This window comes from Leifsonia sp. NPDC056824 (assembly GCF_042789575.1).
Taxonomy (GTDB): Bacteria; Actinomycetota; Actinomycetes; order Actinomycetales; family Microbacteriaceae; genus Leifsonia.
The window spans coordinates 159,390-178,476 of the sequence record NZ_JBHUAV010000002.1; the positions used below are offsets into that span (position 1 = coordinate 159,390).

17 protein-coding genes are annotated in these 19,087 nt (G+C 70.8%); 16 read left to right on the forward strand and 1 reads right to left on the reverse strand.

The genetic code is table 11. From position 1 onward, the window contains the following. Positions 1-11 precede the first annotated feature (11 nt). On the forward strand, positions 12-2,078 hold the full coding sequence (uvrB, locus tag ACFRFH_RS10165; protein WP_382462893.1) for an excinuclease ABC subunit UvrB: 2,067 nt from the start codon (positions 12-14) through the stop codon (positions 2,076-2,078). Between the two features lie 48 nt (positions 2,079-2,126). Here the strand turns inward: uvrB and ACFRFH_RS10170 are convergent, their stop codons facing one another. After that, positions 2,127-2,855 (reverse strand): hypothetical protein, encoded by a 729-nt coding sequence (locus ACFRFH_RS10170; RefSeq protein WP_382462894.1) that lies wholly within the window; start codon positions 2,853-2,855, stop codon positions 2,127-2,129. Positions 2,856-3,000: 145 nt separating this feature from the next. Between ACFRFH_RS10170 and ACFRFH_RS10175 the strand changes: the two genes are divergently transcribed. The 15 genes from ACFRFH_RS10175 (at position 3,001) to ACFRFH_RS10245 (ending at position 18,987) form a co-directional block, all read left to right on the forward strand. Next, a complete protein-coding gene (locus tag ACFRFH_RS10175) occupies positions 3,001-3,735 on the forward strand; it encodes a DUF4129 domain-containing protein (protein WP_382462895.1) in 735 nt (244 codons plus the stop codon). Next, a complete protein-coding gene (locus ACFRFH_RS10180) occupies positions 3,732-4,334 on the forward strand; it encodes a hypothetical protein (protein WP_382462896.1) in 603 nt (200 codons plus the stop codon). The genes ACFRFH_RS10175 and ACFRFH_RS10180 overlap by 4 nt, the downstream gene beginning before the upstream one ends. Next, entirely contained in the window at positions 4,331-5,353 is a 1,023-nt protein-coding gene (locus tag ACFRFH_RS10185) for an AAA family ATPase (protein WP_382462897.1), read from the forward strand. The genes ACFRFH_RS10180 and ACFRFH_RS10185 overlap by 4 nt, the downstream gene beginning before the upstream one ends. Further along, on the forward strand, positions 5,353-6,681 hold the full coding sequence (locus tag ACFRFH_RS10190; protein ID WP_382462898.1) for a DUF58 domain-containing protein: 1,329 nt from the start codon (positions 5,353-5,355) through the stop codon (positions 6,679-6,681). The genes ACFRFH_RS10185 and ACFRFH_RS10190 overlap by 1 nt, the downstream gene beginning before the upstream one ends. Further along, entirely contained in the window at positions 6,678-7,211 is a 534-nt protein-coding gene (locus ACFRFH_RS10195; RefSeq protein ID WP_382462899.1) for a hypothetical protein, read from the forward strand. Before ACFRFH_RS10190 ends, ACFRFH_RS10195 begins: the two co-directional genes overlap by 4 nt. Positions 7,212-7,391: 180 nt before the next feature. Further along, positions 7,392-10,331, forward strand: a complete 2,940-nt coding sequence (gene uvrA / locus ACFRFH_RS10200; RefSeq protein WP_382462900.1) for an excinuclease ABC subunit UvrA — start codon at positions 7,392-7,394, stop codon at positions 10,329-10,331. Positions 10,332-10,340: 9 nt separating this feature from the next. Then, the gene (gene uvrC / locus ACFRFH_RS10205) at positions 10,341-12,329 is read left to right on the forward strand and encodes an excinuclease ABC subunit UvrC (RefSeq protein ID WP_382462901.1); all 1,989 of its coding nucleotides are present in this window, start codon (positions 10,341-10,343) and stop codon (positions 12,327-12,329) included. A 114-nt stretch (positions 12,330-12,443) separates the two neighbouring features. After that, positions 12,444-13,331, forward strand: coding sequence for an RNase adapter RapZ (gene rapZ / locus ACFRFH_RS10210; RefSeq protein WP_382462902.1), 888 nt, complete (start codon positions 12,444-12,446; stop codon positions 13,329-13,331). Between the two features lie 57 nt (positions 13,332-13,388). Further along, the gene (gene whiA, locus ACFRFH_RS10215; RefSeq protein WP_382462903.1) at positions 13,389-14,369 is read left to right on the forward strand and encodes a DNA-binding protein WhiA; all 981 of its coding nucleotides are present in this window, start codon (positions 13,389-13,391) and stop codon (positions 14,367-14,369) included. Positions 14,370-14,483: 114 nt separating this feature from the next. After that, on the forward strand, positions 14,484-15,110 hold the full coding sequence (locus ACFRFH_RS10220) for a superoxide dismutase (protein WP_382462904.1): 627 nt from the start codon (positions 14,484-14,486) through the stop codon (positions 15,108-15,110). Positions 15,111-15,212: 102 nt separating this feature from the next. Then, complete coding sequence (gap, locus tag ACFRFH_RS10225) at positions 15,213-16,217, forward strand: type I glyceraldehyde-3-phosphate dehydrogenase (RefSeq protein ID WP_382462905.1); 1,005 nt, start codon at positions 15,213-15,215, stop codon at positions 16,215-16,217. Positions 16,218-16,231: 14 nt separating this feature from the next. After that, positions 16,232-17,449, forward strand: coding sequence for a phosphoglycerate kinase (locus ACFRFH_RS10230; protein WP_382462906.1), 1,218 nt, complete (start codon positions 16,232-16,234; stop codon positions 17,447-17,449). Beyond that, entirely contained in the window at positions 17,437-18,240 is an 804-nt protein-coding gene (tpiA, locus tag ACFRFH_RS10235; RefSeq protein WP_382462907.1) for a triose-phosphate isomerase, read from the forward strand. The genes ACFRFH_RS10230 and tpiA overlap by 13 nt, the downstream gene beginning before the upstream one ends. 108 nt (positions 18,241-18,348) lie before the next feature. Beyond that, positions 18,349-18,594: a preprotein translocase subunit SecG gene (secG, locus tag ACFRFH_RS10240; protein WP_179605831.1), complete on the forward strand. Its 246-nt coding sequence runs from the start codon at positions 18,349-18,351 to the stop codon at positions 18,592-18,594. 27 nt (positions 18,595-18,621) lie between these two features. After that, positions 18,622-18,987 carry an RNA polymerase-binding protein RbpA gene (locus ACFRFH_RS10245; RefSeq protein WP_382462908.1) on the forward strand — a complete coding sequence of 122 codons (366 nt, stop codon included), beginning with the start codon at positions 18,622-18,624 and terminating at the stop codon, positions 18,985-18,987. Positions 18,988-19,087 lie beyond the last annotated feature (100 nt).

Here is a 19,087-nt window from a genome sequence, read left to right on the forward strand (position 1 = left end):
AGACTGGACTCATGCAAGCCACGCGTCTCGTCCGCCCGTTCGAGGTCGTCAGTGAATACTCGCCCAGCGGCGACCAGCCCAAGGCGATCGCCGAGCTCGCCGGCCGCATCAACGCGGGAGAGACCGACGTCGTCCTCCTCGGCGCGACCGGTACCGGCAAGTCGGCGACCACCGCCTGGCTGGTGGAGCAGGTGCAGCGCCCGACGCTCGTCCTCGCGCACAACAAGACCCTCGCCGCGCAGCTCGCCAACGAGTTCCGCGAGCTGCTGCCCAACAACGCGGTCGAGTACTTCGTCTCGTACTACGACTACTACCAGCCGGAGGCCTACGTCCCGCAGACGGACACCTTCATCGAGAAGGACTCGTCGGTCAACGCGGAGGTCGAGCGGCTGCGGCACTCCACCACCAACTCGCTGCTCAGCCGGCGCGACGTGGTCGTGGTCTCCACGGTCTCCTGCATCTACGGACTCGGCGCGGCCGAGGAGTACCTGGAGGCGATGGTCGCGCTCCAGGTCGGCCAGAACGTCGGCCGCGACGCGCTCATCCGCCGGTTCGTCGCGATGCAGTACGAGCGCAACGACGTCGACTTCTCGCGCGGCAAGTTCCGCGTGCGCGGCGACACCATCGAGATCATCCCGATGTACGAGGAGCACGCGGTCCGCGTCGAGCTGTTCGGCGACGAGGTCGAGGCGCTCTACTCGCTGCACCCGCTCACCGGCGAGGTGCTGCAGAAGATGGACGCCGTCTCCGTCTTCCCGGCGACGCACTACGCGGCCAGCCCGGCGACGATGCAGCGCGCCATCGGCACCATCCAGGAGGAGCTGCGCGAGCGGCTGCAGGAGCTCGAGCGCGAGGGCAAGCTGCTGGAGGCGCAGCGGCTGCGGATGCGCACCCAGTTCGATCTGGAGATGATGGAGCAGATCGGTTTCTGCTCCGGCATCGAGAACTACTCGCGGCACATCGACGGCCGGCAGCCCGGCGAGGCGCCGAACTGTCTGCTCGACTACTTCCCGGACGACTTCCTCGTCGTCATCGACGAGTCGCACGTCACCGTGCCGCAGATCGGCGCCATGTACGAGGGCGACGCGTCCCGCAAGCGCACCCTGGTCGAGCACGGCTTCCGGCTGCCCAGCGCCATGGACAACCGCCCGCTCCGCTGGAACGAGTTCAAGGACCGGGTGGGCCAGACCGTCTACCTGTCGGCGACGCCCGGGAAGTACGAGATGGGCATCGCGGACGGCGTGGTCGAGCAGATCATCCGCCCGACCGGGCTCGTCGACCCGCAGATCGTCGTCAAGCCGACCAAGGGCCAGATCGACGACCTGCTCGAGGAGATCCGCGTGCGCGTCGAGCGCAACGAGCGCATCCTGGTCACCACGCTGACCAAGAAGATGGCGGAGGAGCTCACCGACTTCCTGGCGGAGGCCGGGGTGAAGGTCCGCTACCTGCACTCCGACGTCGACACCCTGCGTCGCGTCGAGCTGCTCACCGAGCTGCGCGCCGGCGTCTACGACGTGCTGGTCGGCATCAACCTCCTCCGCGAGGGCCTCGACCTGCCGGAGGTGTCGCTGGTCGCGATCCTCGACGCCGACAAGGAGGGCTTCCTCCGCTCGTCGACGTCGCTCATCCAGACCATCGGCCGCGCCGCCCGCAACGTCTCGGGCGAGGTGCACATGTACGCCGACGTGCTGACGGACTCGATGAAGAACGCGATCGAGGAGACCGACCGCCGCCGCGAGCTGCAGATCGAGTACAACCGCGCCAACGGCATCGACCCCACGCCGCTCCGCAAGCGCATCGCCGACATCACCGACGTACTGGCCCGCGAGGAGGCCGACACCGCCCGGATGCTCGCGGGCCGCGAGCAGCGCCGCAAGAGCCCGACGCCGAACCTCCGCAACGGCGGCATCGCCGCCCAGGGCGCCGCGGAGCTGGAGTCGCTGATCGCCGACCTGAACGGGCAGATGCTCGCTGCGGCGGGAGAGCTGAAGTTCGAGCTGGCGGCGCGGCTGCGCGACGAGCTGTCGGATCTGAAGCGGGACCTGAGGCAGATGGAGAAGGCGGGGCACCTGGGCTGAGGGTGCGACGGGCCGCCGAGCTTCACTGCTCCAGATACCCGCCGAGCTTCACTGCTCCGGAATCACGGACGCGGCCGCGGGCTGAGACGCGCGGGCCTCTCCGCGGGCGATGAGCACGATGGACGCCGTGATGATCCAGAACGCCTGGAGACCGGCGAGGCCGGCGGCGAACGCCTGGGCGAACGGCAGGAACACTTCGAGCAGGCCGACCAGCAGGAATGCCGCGCCGAGTCCGGCCGCCACCCAGGCCAGCCACCGGGGAAGCAGGCCGCTGCGCAGCAGGAGGTAGCCCAGCGGCAGATACACCGCCGGCGCCGGGACGAGCGGGAACACCTGGATGAACCGGGACATCAGGTCGAAGCCGACGCGCGCGCTGGTGGCGACCCCCGCGCTGGAGGCGCTCACCCAGGTCAGGGTGAACACCCCTTCCAGCAGCACCAGGGCGACGAGGACGCTCGCGCCGAAGAGGACCACGTACCCTGGGGCGCTGCCGTTGGCCAGGGTCAGGAACAGGACCCCGATGAAGAAGACGACACACAGGGCCGCCCCTGTCGCCTGCAGCCAGGTGCCGAAGGTGACCAGCTGCTGATACTGCGCGCCGACGGCGACGATCTCGGTCGTGGAGGGCCGGGCCGCGTAGACGACGGCCTCCATCCTCGGGAACAGCGTCGGCACGAAGAAGTAGAACGCGAAGAGCAGCGCACCGACGAGGCCGATGATGCCGACTGCGCGCCCGCGAACCGGGAACAGGCGTGGTGCGGTCGGGACTGCGGTCATTGCTCCTCCTCGAGCTGAACCTGGCGCGCACATTCTCGGCGCAGTTGAAGATAACGGTCGATCGGTTAAATCGCAATGGATCGATTGCGTTGGCGCAGGGGTAACCCTCCGCGCGCTCCCACCAGCTCCGCGCTACGGTGGCAGAGTGAGCTCGAAGGCGACGCGGACGCGGCAGCGGTGGGGGATGGTCACCGCCGCCGGCATCCTGCTCGCCCTCTCCGGTCTCGCGCTCGCATTTCAGGGCGCTCCGGTCTTCACCGGCCTCCGGTTCAGCCCACCGGCCGCCGACCTCCAGCCGCACCCCGGGGAGCAGCCGCAGGTCACCGGCACCCCCGGGCCGCACGATGTCCCGCACGATACCCGTATCGACCTGACCTGGGTGACCTATGCGGTCATCGCGCTGGTCGTCGTCGTCCTGCTCGCCCTGCTCTACCGTTACCTGCGGCGCAGGCTGCGTCCCGAGTACCCCGGCCTCGACGGCGACGTCGACGGGTCCACCGAGGGGTCCGTCGCGCCGGAGCCGCCCGCGCAACCGCGGCCCGAGCGCGTACGCCGCGGCCTCGACCGTGCGCTCGACCTGCTCGGCGAGGGCCGGGAGCCGCGGGACGCCATCGAGCGGGCGTGGCTCGGCCTGGAGGAGGGCGCGGCGGACAGCGGGGTCCACCGGCTCCCGTCCGAGACCCCGGGGGAGTTCGTCCGCCGGGTGCTCGCCCGGGTCGCCTCCGACCGCGCTGCGGCCGGTGACCTCCTCGACCTGTACCTGCGCGCCCGGTTCAGCGACGCGCCGGTGACCGCGACCGACGTCGACGCGGCCCGCACCGCGATCGAGGCGTTGCGCGCCTCGTGGGGAACCGCCGCGGCAGGCGGGGCGGTCCGATGACCCGCGCGCGGATGGTGCGGCGCGCCGTCGGGTGCGTGCTCGCGGCCACGGTCGTCGGGGTGGCGGCCTGGTTCTTCGGGATGGACGCCCCGCACGCCGTCGGACTCGGGTTCGTCGTCTTCGCGCTCGGCGCCGTGCTCTCCCTCCTCGGCGAGCAGGCCGAAGTGACCTGGCCGGTCCCGAAGCCGCAGCCGCGGGCGGGCGCGCGGCGGGACGTCGTGCAGCTCGGCTGGTCGCTCGGGGCGCGGGGCGGGCGCGTGTCGCCCGAGGCGGTCCGCCGCCTCCGTCGCCTCGCCGCCGAGGTGCTCGACCGGTACGGGGTGCAGCTCGACGACCCGGCCGCCCAGCCGGAGGTCGTCCGGCTACTGGGGGAGCAGACCGCCGCGATGCTGCGCAAGGGCAGCGCGGCCGCCCCTCGTCCGAAGGATTTCACGGCGTCCCTGGGCCGATTGGAGACGCTGGCCCGATTCGAGACGCTGGGCCGGTCGGAGACGCTGCCCGTGCCGGGCGCGGTGGCGGACGGCCCGAACGGAATCGAACGGCCGGCCGGCGCTCGCCCCGCCGACCCGCTCACCGCAGACACGACAGGAGCCGCATGACCCCGGATACGTCCACCACCACCGCGACCGACCTCGCCCCGCTCCCCGTCACCGAGGTCGCCCGGCTCGGCGCCGACGTCCTGAACCGCGTCGAGTCGGTCGTCGTCGGGATGCGCGAGCCCCTGCTCGTCGCGCTCGCCACCGTCCTCGCCGGCGGCCATGTGCTGTTCGAGGATGTCCCGGGCCTCGGCAAGACCCTCGCCGCGCGGAGCATCGCGAGCGCCGTCGGCCTGGACTTCCGGCGGCTGCAGTGCACGCCCGACCTGCTGCCGTCCGACATCACCGGCTCGTTCGTCTACGTGCCCTCGACCGCCGAGTTCGAGTTCCGGCCGGGTCCGGTGTTCACCGGGCTGTTCCTCGCCGACGAGATCAACCGCACCTCGCCGAAGACGCAGTCGGCGCTCCTGGAGGCGATGGCCGAAGGGCAGGTGTCCGTCGAGGGGCGCAGCTTCCCGTTGCCGCGGCCCTTCCACGTCGTCGCGACCGCGAACCCGATCGAGTCGGAGGGCACCTACGCCCTCCCGGAGGCGCAGCTCGACCGGTTCATGGTGCGGCTGGGCGTCGGCTACCCGGACGCGGACGGCGAGACGCAGGTGCTCATGGCCCGCGTCGCCCGGCGGCACGAGGTCGCCACGGTCGAGCCGGTCACGGATGCGCGGACGCTCCTGGCGATGCAGGCGGGGGTCGAGAGCGTGGACGTCGATCCCGACATCGCCGCGTACTGCGTGCGCCTCGCCGCCGCCACCCGCCGGCACCGCTCCGTGGAGGTCGGCGCCTCGCCGCGCGGGTCGCAGGGCCTCCTGCTGGTCGCCAGGGCGCTGGCGGTGCTCGCCGGCCGGGACTTCGTCATCCCCGACGACGTCAAGCGGGTCGCCGTGCCGGTCCTCGCACACCGGCTGACGCTGACCGCGCAGGCGTGGACGAGCGGCGTGAGCGCCTCGCAAGTGGTCCTCGAGGTCGTGTCCTCCGTGCCGGGGCCTCCGGCGGTGGGGACGCGCGAGCGGGAGGCCGCGGACTGATGTCGCTGTGGTCGCGGGCGCGCATGCCCGGCCCGCGCGAGCGGACCGAGGCGCCGGCCGGCGGGTCCGGGTGGGCGTTGAGCCCGGCGGTGACCGCGGCAGCGATCGTCGCGGCCGTGTGCCTGGTCGCGGCGTTCGTGCTGTCGCGCGTCGAGCTGATGCTGGTCGCGGCCCCGCTGCTCCTGACAGCCGTGCTCGGCTGGTCGTCGCGGCCGGAGTCCGCGGCCGCGCGCACCCGCGTGACCATCGCCGGCGACGACCCGGACGGCCGCGTCGGCGTCGAGGCGGTGGCGGAGGCGGACGGGCGCGTGGACGGTGTGCACCTGCGCATTCACCGGGCCGACGGCCGACCAGAGGACGCGGTGGTGACGCCGCGGGAGGCCGCCCGGCTGCGCTTCCGCATCGGCGTCTCGCACTCCGGCCCGCAACGGATCATGACGCTCGCCGCCCGCGGGATCGGGCCGGACGCCGCGTGGACCGGCGACCCCGGCCTCCCCGCCGTCGCGGAGCGCGTGGTGCGTCCTGCCTCGCAGCGGGTCCGCAGCCTCCCGCTGCCCGCGCGCCTGCTCGGCCTGACCGGCGGCCATGTGTCCGCGCGGCCGGGGGACGGCGGCGAGTTCCGGGACATCGACCGCTTCCGCCCGGGCGACCGGCTCCGCCGGATCGACTGGAAGGCGACCGCGCGCCTCGCGCAGCGTCCGGGCGAGCTGTACGTGCGGCGGACCACGGCGACCTCCGACGCGGCGGTGCAGCTCGTACTGGATGCGCGCGACGACGTCCCCGGCGCCGTCGCCGGCTGGGCGGCGCCCTACCAGCGGCCGGGAGCGACCTCCCTCGATGTGGCGCGGGAGGCTGCGGTCTCGCTGGCGGGCGCGTACGCCGCCGCGTCCGACCGGGTCGGGTTCGACGACCTCTCCGACGCCCGCCGGGCGCTGCCGCCGCGCGCGGGCGCCCGACACCTGCACCGGGTGCTGCGCGCGGTCGAGCTGACCACCCCGCACGGCTCGGCGACCGAGCGGGCGCGGGCGCCGCGGCTCGCGCAGGGAGCGGTCGTTTTCGTGATGTCCACGTTCCTGGACGACCAGGCCATGCGCCTGGCGCTGACCTGGCGCGCGGCGGGGCACCGGGTGGTGGCGGTCGACGTGCTGCCGCCCCGCGCCGTGGACGAGCTCCCGGCCAGGGAACGGCTGGCGCTGCGGATCGTGGACCTGGAGCGCAGGCTGCGCCTGGACCGGCTGCGGGCGGCGGGCGCGGAGCTGCTGGAGTGGGCGTCGCCGGAGCGCGACGCGATGCTGCGGCGGCTGGCGACGCCAGGGAGGCGGGGATGAGCGGGACGGGGGAGCAGACGGCCCCGGCGCCCGCCCCCGACCTCGGCCTCACCGTGCCTGCCTGGGCTCTCCGCGTCGCCTTCGCGGTCGTCGCCGTCCCGCTCGCGATCACCACCGCGCCCAGCGGCCCGTGGCCCGCCGTGGCCGTCCTGCTCACCGCGGTCGCCCTCGCCGTCCCGCGCTGGCGGGTGGCGTGGGTCCTCATCGCCGTACTCGCGTTCTCGACGCTCCTGGAGCCGGGCACCCTCACCCTCCGGGTCCTCGCAGTGATCGCCGCCGTCCATGTGCTGCATGTCCTCGCGGCGTGGATGCTCGTGCTGCCCGCGACCGCCCGCGTGAAGCCGACCGTGCTGCTGCCGTCGCTGCGGCGCCTGATCCTCATCCAGGTCCCGGTGCAGGCCGTGGCGATCGTGCTGCTGCTCGTCGGCCGGCCGTCCGCTGCGCCCTGGCTGGCGGTGGTGTCGGGCGGCGCGATCGTCGGACTGGTGGTCCTCCTGGCGGCGCTCCTGCTCGCCCGGCCGCGGGCGTGAACGCGGTGCGGAGTTGGAATGTCGGTGGTCCGGCGTACGCTCGCGCGTGGTCGCACATCCTCTGTCCGGGTTGCTAGAATCGAACAAAGCTTCGAACCCGCCGGCAGGGCCTCCGACGGGGGCGCCGCGCAGGTGCGCGGAGGGCGAACACGCGGGTGGGGCGACGTCGAATAGCGGAGAATGGAACGAGTGAGCACTCTGAGTAGCAGGAGTTCGGCAGGCAATCCGAGCAAGGTCGTGGGGTCGCACCTGAGCGTCCGCGGCGCGCGGGTGCACAACCTCCACAACATCGACCTCGAGATCCCGCGCGACTCCCTGGTCGTCTTCACCGGCCTGTCCGGCTCGGGCAAGTCGTCGCTCGCGTTCGACACGATCTTCGCCGAGGGACAGCGCCGCTACGTGGAGTCGCTCTCGGCGTACGCGCGGCAGTTCCTCGGCCAGGTCGACCGGCCGGACGTCGACTTCATCGAGGGCCTGAGCCCCGCGGTGTCGATCGACCAGAAGTCGACCAACCGCAACCCGCGGTCGACGGTCGGCACGATCACCGAGATCTATGACTACATGCGCCTGCTCTGGGCGCGCATCGGTGTCCCGCACTGCCCGGTCTGCGGCGAGAAGATCCAGCGCCAGACGGTGCAGCAGATCGCCGACCAGCTCATGGAGCTGGAAGCGGGCACCCGCTACATGGTGGTCAGCCCGGTCATTTCGCAGAAGAAGGGCGAGTTCGTCGACCTCTTCAAGGAGCTCGCCGCGAGCGGCTACTCGCGCGCGCTCGTGGACGGCGAGCAGATCCAGCTCAGCGAGCCGCCGACGCTCAAGAAGCAGGTCAAGCACGACATCTCCGTCGTGGTCGACCGCCTCGTGGCGGGTCCGGACATCCTCGGCCGCCTCACCGACTCGCTGGAGACCGCGCTGCGGCTCACCGACGGCCTGGTGCAGGTCAACTTCGTGGACCGCGAGGGCCCGGCGGCGTGGCAGTCGTTCAGCGAGAAGCTGTCCTGCCCCAACGGCCACCCCATCCAGCTCACCGAGATCGAGCCGCGCACTTTCTCGTTCAACGCCCCGTTCGGCGCCTGCCCGGAGTGCTCCGGCCTCGGCACGCGCATGTCGGTGGATGAGGACCTGCTGCTCGGCGACGACTCGCTCAGCATCGCCGAGGGCGTCATCGTCCCGTGGACGACGCAGGGCAAGGGCCTCTTCAACTACTACGAGAAGCTGCTCGACGGCCTCGCGCGCGACCTCGGCTTCTCGCTGAACACGCCGTGGAAGAAGCTCCCGCAGAATGTGCGGGAGGCCGTGCTGCGCGGCGACAACTTCGAGGTCAAGGTGCGGTGGAAGAACCGCTACGGCCGCGAGATGTCCTACACGTCCGGCTTCGAGGGCGTCGTGCCCTACATCGAGCGCCAGTACGCGCAGGCGGAGACCGACAGCCAGCGCGCCCGCTGGGCCGAGTACCTCCGCGAGGTGCCGTGCCCGGTCTGCCAGGGCAAGCGGCTGAAGCCCGAGGTGCTCTCGGTGCTGGTCCACGGCGCCTCCATCGCGGACGCGTCGCTCCTCAGCCTGTCCGACGCGCGCGCGTTCATGGAGAAGCTGCACCTCACCGAGCGCGAGCAGAAGATCGGCGCGCAGGTGCTGCGCGAGATCAAGATCCGGCTCGACTTCCTCATCCAGGTCGGCCTCAGCTACCTCGACCTCGCCCGGGCGGCGGCGACGCTGTCCGGCGGCGAGGCGCAGCGCATCCGCCTCGCGACCCAGATCGGCTCCGGCCTCACCGGCGTGCTCTACGTGCTGGACGAGCCGAGCATCGGCCTCCACCAGCGCGACAACCGGCGCCTGATCGACACCCTCGTCGCGCTGCGCGACCTCGGCAACACGCTGATCGTGGTCGAGCACGACGAGGACACGATCCGCACCGCCGACTGGATCGTCGACATCGGCCCGGGCGCCGGCGTCAACGGCGGACACGTCGTGCACTCCGGGTCCTACGACGAGCTGCTCGCCAACACCGAGTCGCTGACCGGCGACTACCTGGCAGGCCGGCGCGAGATCGTCCTCCCCGAGAAGCGTCGCAAGATCGACAAGAAGCGCGTGCTCCGGGTGGTCGACGCGGAGGCCAACAACCTCAAGAAGGTGTCTGTCGACTTCCCGCTCGGCGCGTTCGTGGCGGTCACCGGAGTCTCCGGCTCGGGCAAGTCCTCGCTGGTCAACGACATCCTGTACCGCGTGCTCGCCAACAAGCTCAACGGCGCCCGCAAGCTGCCGGGCAAGCACCGCACGGTGACCGGCCTGGAGAACCTCGACAAGGTCGTGCACGTCGATCAGGCGCCGATCGGGCGCACGCCGCGCTCCAACCCGGCGACCTACACGGGTGTGTTCGACCGCATCCGCACGCTGTTCGCCGAGACGCCGGAGGCCAAGGCCCGCGGCTACCTGCCCGGCCGGTTCAGCTTCAACGTCAAGGGCGGCCGCTGCGAGGCGTGCTCCGGTGACGGCACGATCAAGATCGAGATGAACTTCCTGCCCGACGTCTACGTCGCGTGCGAGGTCTGCGGGGGAGCGCGGTACAACCGCGACACCCTGACCGTGCACTACAAGGGCAAGAACATCGCCGAGGTGCTCGACATGCCGATCAGCGAGGCGGCCGAGTTCTTCCGGCCGATCTCGGCGATCCACCGCTACCTGCAGACGCTCGTGGACGTCGGCCTCGGCTACGTCCGGCTCGGCCAGAGCGCGACCACCCTGTCGGGCGGCGAGGCGCAGCGCGTGAAGCTCGCGACCGAGCTGCAGCGCCGCTCGAACGGCCGCAGCGTCTACGTGCTCGACGAGCCGACCACCGGGCTGCACTTCGAGGACGTCCGCAAGCTCCTGCTGGTGCTGAACGGTCTCCTCGACAAGGGCAACACGGTCATCGTCATCGAGCACAACCTCGACGTCATCAAGTCGGCGGACTGGATCATCGACATGGGCCCGGAGGGCGGCGCGGGCGGCGGAACCGTCATCGCGACCGGCACGCCGGAGCAGGTGGCCGAGACGCCGGGGAGCCACACGGGCTACTTCCTCAAGGAGCTCCTGCAGGGGGAGGGCGCGCTCGGCAGCGAGCGTGTCCGTGGCGCCGCGTAGGATCGCGCTGTGAGTACGGACACGGTCGGCTACCGCCCCAAGGCCGGCGAGATCCCCACGCAGCCGGGCGTCTACCGGTTCCGCGACAAGAACCGGCGTGTGCTCTACGTCGGCAAGGCGAAGAACCTCCGCGCGCGGCTGAGCAACTACTTCCAGCCGCTGCGCAGCCTCCACGAGCGCACCCGCCGCATGGTGACGACGGCGGCCAGCGTCGAGTGGACGGTGGTCGCCAGCGAGTTCGAGGCGCTCCAGCTCGAGTACACCTGGATCAAGGAGTTCAACCCGCCGTTCAACGTGCAGTTCCGGGACGACAAGTCGTACCCGTACCTCGCGGTGACGCTGGGCGAGCGCATCCCGCGCGTCATGGTGACCCGCAACCGCAACCTCAAGGACGCGCGCTACTTCGGCCCGTACACGAAGGTCTGGGCGATCCGCGACACCGTCGACCTCATGCTGAAGGCGTTCCCGGTGCGCAGCTGCTCCGACGGCGTCTACCGCCGCGCCGAGCTGACCGGGAGGCCATGCCTGCTGGGCGACATCGGCAAGTGCGCCGCCCCCTGCGTCGGCCGGATCAGCCCGGAGGACCACCGCGAGCTGGCCGAGGACTTCGTCTCGTTCATGGCGGGCAACGACACCAAGTACATCCGCGACCTCACCGACAAGATGAAGCAGGCCGCGAGCACCCTCGACTACGAGGCCGCGGCGCGGCACCGCGACGCGATCGGCGCGCTCGAGGCGGCGATGGGCAAGAGCGCCGTCGTCCTGCAGGACAACGTCGACCTCGACGCCTTCGGGATCGCGCACGACGAGCTCGCCGCCGCCGTGCAGCAGTTCATCGTCCGCGGCGGCCGCATCCGCGGTGTGCGCTCCTGGGTGGTCGACAAGGAGCTCGACATCACGCTCGGCGAGCTGGTCGAGACCGTACTGCAGAACGCCTACGAGGGCACCGACGCCCCGCCGCGCGAGATCATCGTCCCCGAGCTGCCGGAGGACGCCAGCGAGCTGGAGCAGTGGCTGATGGCGCGGCGGGTGGAGGCCGACGAGGCCGGCCCGATCCGCCGCGGCCCCAAGTCCACCGGCCGGGTCGAGCTGCGCGTCGCCCAGCGTGGCGACAAGGCCGCGCTCGCCCAGACCGCGGAGATGAACGCGAAGAACGCGCTGATCCTCTACAAGACCCGGCGCAGCTCCGACTTCGTGGCGCGTTCGAAGGCGCTCAACGACATCCAGGACGCCCTCGGCATGGCCGACGCCCCGCTGCGGATGGAGTGCTACGACGTCTCGCACCTCAGCGGCACCAACATCGTCGCCTCGATGGTGGTGTTCGAGGACGGCCTGCCCCGCAAGGACCAGTACCGCCGGTTCAGCATCCCCGAGTCCACCGACGACACCGAGTCGATCTACCAGGTCATCTCGCGCCGGCTGGCCTACCTGAGAGACGGGGCGGACCAGCCGGAGGACTCCGAGCTGCCGGACATCGAGCAGCGCGACGACGACGGCGACGACCCCCGGATCGACGTCGACGCCGAGATCGCGGAGGCCGCAGAACGCCGCCGCCGCAAGTTCTCCTACCCGCCGAACCTCCTCATCGTCGACGGCGGCCAGCCGCAGGTCGCCGCCGCGCAGCGCGCGCTGGACGAGTCCGGCGTCACCGGCATCCAGCTGGCCGGCATCGCCAAGCGGCTGGAGGAGATCTGGCTGCCCGACTCCGACTTCCCGGTCATCCTGCCCCGCAACAGCGACGCGCTCTTCCTGGTGCAGCGCCTCCGCGACGAGGCGCACCGCTTCGCGATCACCTACCAGCGGGCGCGGCGCAAGCGCGACATCTCGTCCGTCCTCGGCGAGATCCCGGGCCTCGGTCCCGCGCGTGTGAAGGAGCTGCTCAAGCACTTCGGCTCGGTGGCGCAGCTCCGCCAAGCGACTCCGGAGCAGATCGCGGAGGTCCGCGGGGTCGGCCCGGCGATCGCGGCCGCCGTCCACGAGCGCCTCACCGCCGGCTGAGCGCGTCCGCCCCGAAGCGGGGGTGCGCGCAGACGCGCACCGTTCCCGGAAACCGTCTCGGGCCGCCGGGTCAGTCGGTAGGCTGGTCGCACCCGGTCCAGAGAAGGAGAGAACGTGGCGAGCGACGTCGACGCGAACGCCGAGCAGCAGGAAGTGCTGATCGTGACCGGGATGTCGGGCGCGGGCCGGTCCACGGTCGCCAACGCCCTCGAAGACCTCGACTGGTACGTGGTCGACAACCTGCCTCCGCAGATGCTCCGGCCGCTCATCGAGCTGGCCAATCGCGCCGAGTCCGGCCTCCCGCGCATCGCCGCGGTGGTCGATGTGCGCGGCCGTAATTTCTTCGAAGACCTGCAGTCGATGATCCAGAGCCTGCGCGAGGGCACCAAGGTGCGTGTGCTGTTCCTGGAGGCCTCCGACGCCGTGCTCATCCGCCGCTTCGAGCAGGTGCGCCGTCCGCACCCGCTGCAGGGCAACGGCACCATCCTCGACGGCATCGACGCGGAGCGCGCGCGGCTGCGCGAGATCCGCGAGGCGAGCGACATCATCGTCGACACCACGGACCTGAACATCCACCAGCTCGCCACCAACATCACCGACACCTTCGCGGCGGAGGACACCGCCGGCGTGCAGGTGACCGTGATGAGCTTCGGCTTCAAGTACGGCCTGCCGCCGGACGCCGACCTGGTCGCGGATGCGCGGTTCCTCCCGAACCCGTTCTGGAACCCCGAGCTGCGCCCGCACACCGGGCTGGACGAGATCGTCCGCGAGTACGTGCTCCAGCAGGACGGCGCCGAGGAGTTCATCGAGGGCTACGTCGCCGCGATGCGCCCGATCTTCGCCGGCTATCAGCGGGAGAACAAGCGGCACGCGATGATCGCGATAGGCTGCACGGGAGGGAAGCACCGGTCCGTCGCGATAGCCGAAGAGCTCGCGACCAGGTTGAGGGGCTTCCCCGGCGTCGCGGTCAACACCAAGCACCGCGACCTGGGCCGTGAATGATGCCGGCCGCCCACTTCACGGCGTGACCCGCGCCGTCTTTCACAGTTAGGAATCCGATTGGCTCTCACCGCCGACGTCAAAGACGAACTCACGAAGGTCGAAGTCAGCAAGACGACCGTCCGCGCCGCCGAGCTGGCGACCATCCTGCGGTTCTCCGGCGGACTGCACCTGATCGGCGGCCGGATCGCCGTCGAGAGCGAGCTGGACACGCCGGAGCTCGCCCGGCGCGTGCGTAAAGACCTCGCCGAGCTGTACGGCGTCCGCAGCGACGTCTCCGTGATCTCGGCCTCCGGTGTCCGCCGCGCCAGCCAGTACCTGGTGCGCGTGCTGGAGGGCGGTGAGACGCTCGCCCGCCAGACCGGCCTGCTGGACGCCCGCCGCCGGCCCATCCGCGGCCTCCCGAACCGGCTCACCACGGGCTCCCGCGAGGAGTTGTCCGCCGTCTGGCGTGGCGCATTCCTCGCGAACGGCTCGCTGACCGACCCGGGCCGCTCGGCCGCGCTGGAGGTCACCTGCCCCGGCAACGAGGCCGCCATGGCGCTCGTCGGCGCCGCCGGCCGCCTCGGGGTGTCCGCCAAGGCCCGCGAGGTGCGCGGCGTGCACCGCGTCGTCATCCGCGACGGCGAGGCGATCAGCGCGATGCTCGTCGTGATGGGCGCGACCGACACCGTGGCCAACTGGGAGGAGCTCCGCCAGCGCCGCGAGGTGCGCGCGACGGCGAACCGCCTGGTGAACTTCGACGACGCCAACCTGCGCCGCTCCGCCCAGGCCGCCGTCGCCGCCTGCTCCCGCGTCGAGCGCGCCCTGGAGATCCTCGGCCCCGACATGCCGGAGCACCTGCGCTACGCCGGCGAGCTGCGCCTGGCGCACCGCGACGCGAGCCTGGACGAGCTCGGCCACCACGCCGACCCGCCCATGACGAAGGACGCCGTCGCCGGCCGCATCCGCCGCCTGCTGGCGATGGCCGACAAGAAGGCGTCGGAGCTGGACATCCCCGGCACCGACGCGAACCTCCCCGCCGACCTGGATGAGGTGTAGTTTCCGGATGGGCCTGCGGCCGGGAAGGAACCGGAGACCGGCCGGGTTGCCCTCAGTAGACTGAAGAAGTCGCCCGAATCGGGTCTCGAAGAAGAACAACTGTGGAGATGAGTAATGGCTGACTACACGCTCGCCGAACTTCCGTACGACTACTCGGCCCTGGAGCCGAACATCAGCGGCCGGATCATGGAGCTGCACCACGACAAGCACCACAAGGCCTACGTGGACGGCGCCAACACCGCCATCGCCAAGCTGGCGGAGGCGCGCGACGCCGACGACCTGACGTACGTCAACAAGCTGCAGAAGGACCTGGCGTTCAACCTCGCGGGCCACGTCAACCACACGGTCTTCTGGAACAACCTGTCCCCGGAGGGCGGCGACAAGCCGACCGGCGAGCTGGCTGCGGCGATCGACGAGTTCTTCGGCTCGTTCGACAAGTTCCGCGCGCACTTCACCGCCTCGGCGCTCGGCATCCAGGGCTCCGGCTGGTCGATCCTCGCGTGGGACTCGCTGGGCCAGAAGCTCATCATCGAGCAGCTCTACGACCACCAGGGCAACCTCGCGGCGGCCACCGTCCCGCTGCTCCTCCTCGACATGTGGGAGCACGCGTTCTACCTCGATTACGTGAATGTGAAGGCGGATTACGTCAAGGCGTTCTGGAACATCACCAACTGGGCCGACGTCTCCGACCGCTTCACCCGGACCCGCGAGAAGACCTCGGGTCTGCTGCTACTGTCGTAGCGGGTGGGCGTCCCGGGAGGGACCCTTCCCGGGACGCCGCCGTCCGCCACAACACCCACATGGCGCCGTCCGGCGCCCCCCATCAAGCAACGGGAGACATCTGTGTCCGTAAAGATCGGAATCAACGGGTTCGGTCGCATTGGTCGCAACTACCTGCGTGCGGCCCTCGCCAAGGGCAGCGACCTCGAGATCGTCGCGGTGAACGACCTCACCGACAACAAGACGCTCGCGCACCTGCTCAAGTACGACTCGATCACGGGCCGCCTGGACGCCACGGTGGAGCTGGAGGGCGACAGCATCGTCGTCAACGGCAAGCCGATCAAGGTCCTCGAGGAGCGCGACCCGGCCAACCTCCCGTGGGGCGAGCTGGGCGTGGACATCGTCATCGAGTCCACCGGGCGCTTCACCAAGGCCGCCGACGCCAAGAAGCACATCGCGGCGGGGGCCAAGAAGGTCATCATCTCCGCTCCGGCCACCGACGAGGACGCCACGTTCGTCATCGGCGTGAACGAGCACCTGTACGACCCGGAGAAGCACAACATCATCTCCAACGCGTCGTGCACCACGAACTGCCTCGCGCCGCTGGCCAAGGTCTTCAACGACGAGTTCGGCATCGAGCGCGGTCTGATGACCACGGTCCACGCCTACACCGCCGACCAGAACCTCCAGGACGGCCCGCACAGCGACCTCCGCCGCGCCCGCGCCGCCGCGATCAACATCGTCCCGACCTCCACCGGCGCCGCCAAGGCGATCGGCCTGGTCCTCCCGGAGCTCAAGGGCAAGCTCGACGGCTTCGCGCTGCGCGTGCCGGTCCCCACCGGCTCGATCACCGACCTGACCGTCACCGCCTCGCGCCCGGTCACCGCCGACGAGGTCAAGGCCGCGTACAAGAAGGCCGCGGAGGGTCCGCTCAAGGGCATCCTCAAGTACACCGAGGACGAGATCGTCTCCTCGGACATCGTCTCCGACCCGCACTCGTCGATCTTCGACTCCGGGCTGCTGCGCGTCCTCGGCGACCAGGTCAAGCTCTCGAGCTGGTACGACAACGAGTGGGGCTACTCCAACCGTCTGGTCGACCTGACCGAGTACGTCGCCGAGCGTCTGTAAGGGCCGGAACCGACGTGACGCTCCGCACTCTCGACTCACTCGGTTCGCTCGCAGGAAAACGCGTCGTCGTCCGCTGTGATCTGAACGTCCCCCTCCAGGACGGGAAGATCACGGACGACGGTCGCGTGCGAGCGTCGATTCCCACGCTGGACGCCCTGATCAATCAGGGCGCCAAGGTGGTCGTGATCTCCCACCTGGGCCGCCCGGAGGGCGCTCCCGACTCGAAGTACAGCCTGGCGCCGGTCGCCCAGCGGCTCTCCGAGCTGCTCGGCAAGCCGGTGACCTTCGCGCAGGACACCGTCGGCGCCGGCGCCGAGTCCGCCGTCGCCGGCCTGCAGGACGGCGACGTCGCCCTGCTGGAGAACCTCCGGTTCAACCCGGGGGAGACCGCCAAGGACGAGGCGGAGCGCCAGGCGTTCGCCGCCAAGCTCGCCGCGTTCGGCGACGCCTTCGTGTCGGACGGCTTCGGCGTGGTCCACCGCAAGCAGGCCAGCGTGTACGAGCTCGCGAAGGCGCTTCCGAGCGCTGCGGGCACGCTCATCGCGGCCGAGCTGGACGTGCTCGACCGGCTCACCGAGAACCCCGAGCGGCCGTACGCGGTCGTGCTCGGCGGCTCGAAGGTCTCCGACAAGCTCGGCGTGATCGGCCACCTGCTGCCGCGCGTGGACTCGCTGCTCATCGGCGGCGGCATGCTCTTCACCTTCCTCGCGGCGCTCGGCCACAAGGTGGGCTCCAGCCTGCTGGAGGCCGACCAGCTCGACACCGTGAAGGGCTACCTGGCGAAGGCCGAGGAGCTCGGCGTGCAGATCGTGCTGCCGCGCGACGTGGTCGTCGCCTCGAAGTTCGGCGCGGACGCGGAGCACGTCGTGCGCCCGATCGACGGCATCGAGGACACCGACTGGGGCGCCTCCGGGCTCGGCCTCGACATCGGCCCGGAGACCGGCGAGCTGTTCTCGGAGTACATCCGCGGCGCTCACACGGTGTTCTGGAACGGCCCGATGGGCGTCTTCGAGCTGGCTCCGTTCGCGGCGGGCACCAAGGCGATCGCGCAGGCGCTCACCGAGGTCGACGGCCTCAGCGTGGTCGGTGGGGGAGACTCCGCTGCCGCCGTGCGCGCGCTCGGTTTCGCCGACGATCAGTTCGGTCACATTTCTACCGGTGGCGGTGCGAGCCTCGAGTTCCTCGAGGGCAAGCACCTGCCGGGTCTGGAGGTCCTGGGATGGCAGCAGTGAACGAGTCCGTGCGGCGGGTCCCGCTGATCGCGGGCAACTGGAAGATGAACCTCGACCACCTGCAGGCGATCGCGGTCGTCCAGAAGCTGGCGTGGACCCTCAAGGACGCCGGGCACGACTACTCGGCCGTCGAGGTCGCGGTGTTCCCGCCGTTCACCGACCTGCGCAGCGTGCAGACGCTGATCTCGGCCGACAAGCTGCCGATCGCGTTCGGCGGCCAGGATGTCTCCGAGCACGACTCGGGTGCATACACCGGCGAGGTCGCGGCGTCGTTCCTCGCCGCCCTGGAGTCGCGCTACGTGATCATCGGCCACTCGGAGCGGCGCACGCTGCACAACGAGACCGACGAGCAGGTCGCGGCGAAGGTCGCGCAGGCCGTCAAGAACAACATCGCGCCGATCATCTGCGTCGGCGAGACGGCGGAGGACCTGGAGACGCACGGCGCGAGCGCCGTGCCGGTCGCCCAGCTCCGCGCCGCCCTGGCGTCCGTCGACTCGGCCGCCGACTTCGTGGTCGCGTACGAGCCGGTCTGGGCCATCGGGTCCGGGCAGGCGGCGACGCCGGAGCAGGCCGAGCAGGTGGCCGCCGCGCTGCGCGCGGTCATCGTCGAGAAGCTCGGCGAGGAGGTCGCGGCCAAGACGCGCATCCTCTACGGCGGCTCGGTGAAGTCGGGCAACATCGCCGGCTTCATGCGCGAGCCGAACGTGGACGGCGCGCTCGTCGGCGGCGCGAGCCTCGACGTGGCCGAGTTCTCCGCGATCATCCGCTACCAGAAGCACGTCGGACTCTGACGACGCGCGGCGGCTCCCCGGAACGCCGGTGAGCCGTCGCGCCCTTCGGCGGTTATACTGGCTGTTGGTTTTGTCGGGCGCGAGCCCGGTCGCATCGAAAGGTCAAGCGTGCAGATTCTCACGGTCATCCTCCAGGTCCTGCTGGGGATCACCAGCCTCCTGCTGACCCTCCTCATCCTGTTGCACAAGGGACGCGGTGGCGGCCTCTCCGACATGTTCGGCGGCGGCGTCACGTCCAACCTCGGCGCGTCGGGCGTCGCGGAGCGCAACCTCAACAGGATCACCGTCATTCTCGGGCTCATCTGGATCACCTGCATCGTCGTCCTCGGGCTCATCACCAAGTTCAGCGCCTGACCGGCGCGCCTTCACCAGAGGAGAAGCATGGCATCCGGAGGAAGCGCAATCCGCGGTTCGCGCGTCGGCGCGGGCCCGATGGGGGAGCAGGACCGGGGGTTCCACGCCGAGCGCGTGGCCGTCTCGTACTGGGACGCCCTCGGCAACGAGACCGTCCGCTATTTCGCGGCGAACCTGCCCGACGAGGAGATCCCCGATGTGATCGACTCGCCGTCGACCGGCCTCCCGGCCGGCCGCGACAAGGAGAACCCGCCGTCGGTCGCGAAGGCGGAGCCCTACAAGACGCACCTGGCCTACGTGAAGGAGCGCCGTTCGGAGGAGGAGGCGGAGCAGCTGCTCGAAGACGCCCTCAACCAGCTCCGCGCCCGCCGCGGCAAGCCCACCAGCAACTAGCACCAACGAGGAAGCCCCGCCGGTCCGAGACCGGCGGGGCTTCTTTCGTTGCCACGATCGAGGGGACGCAACACGCCGCCGCACGAGCGGCGGAACGGCG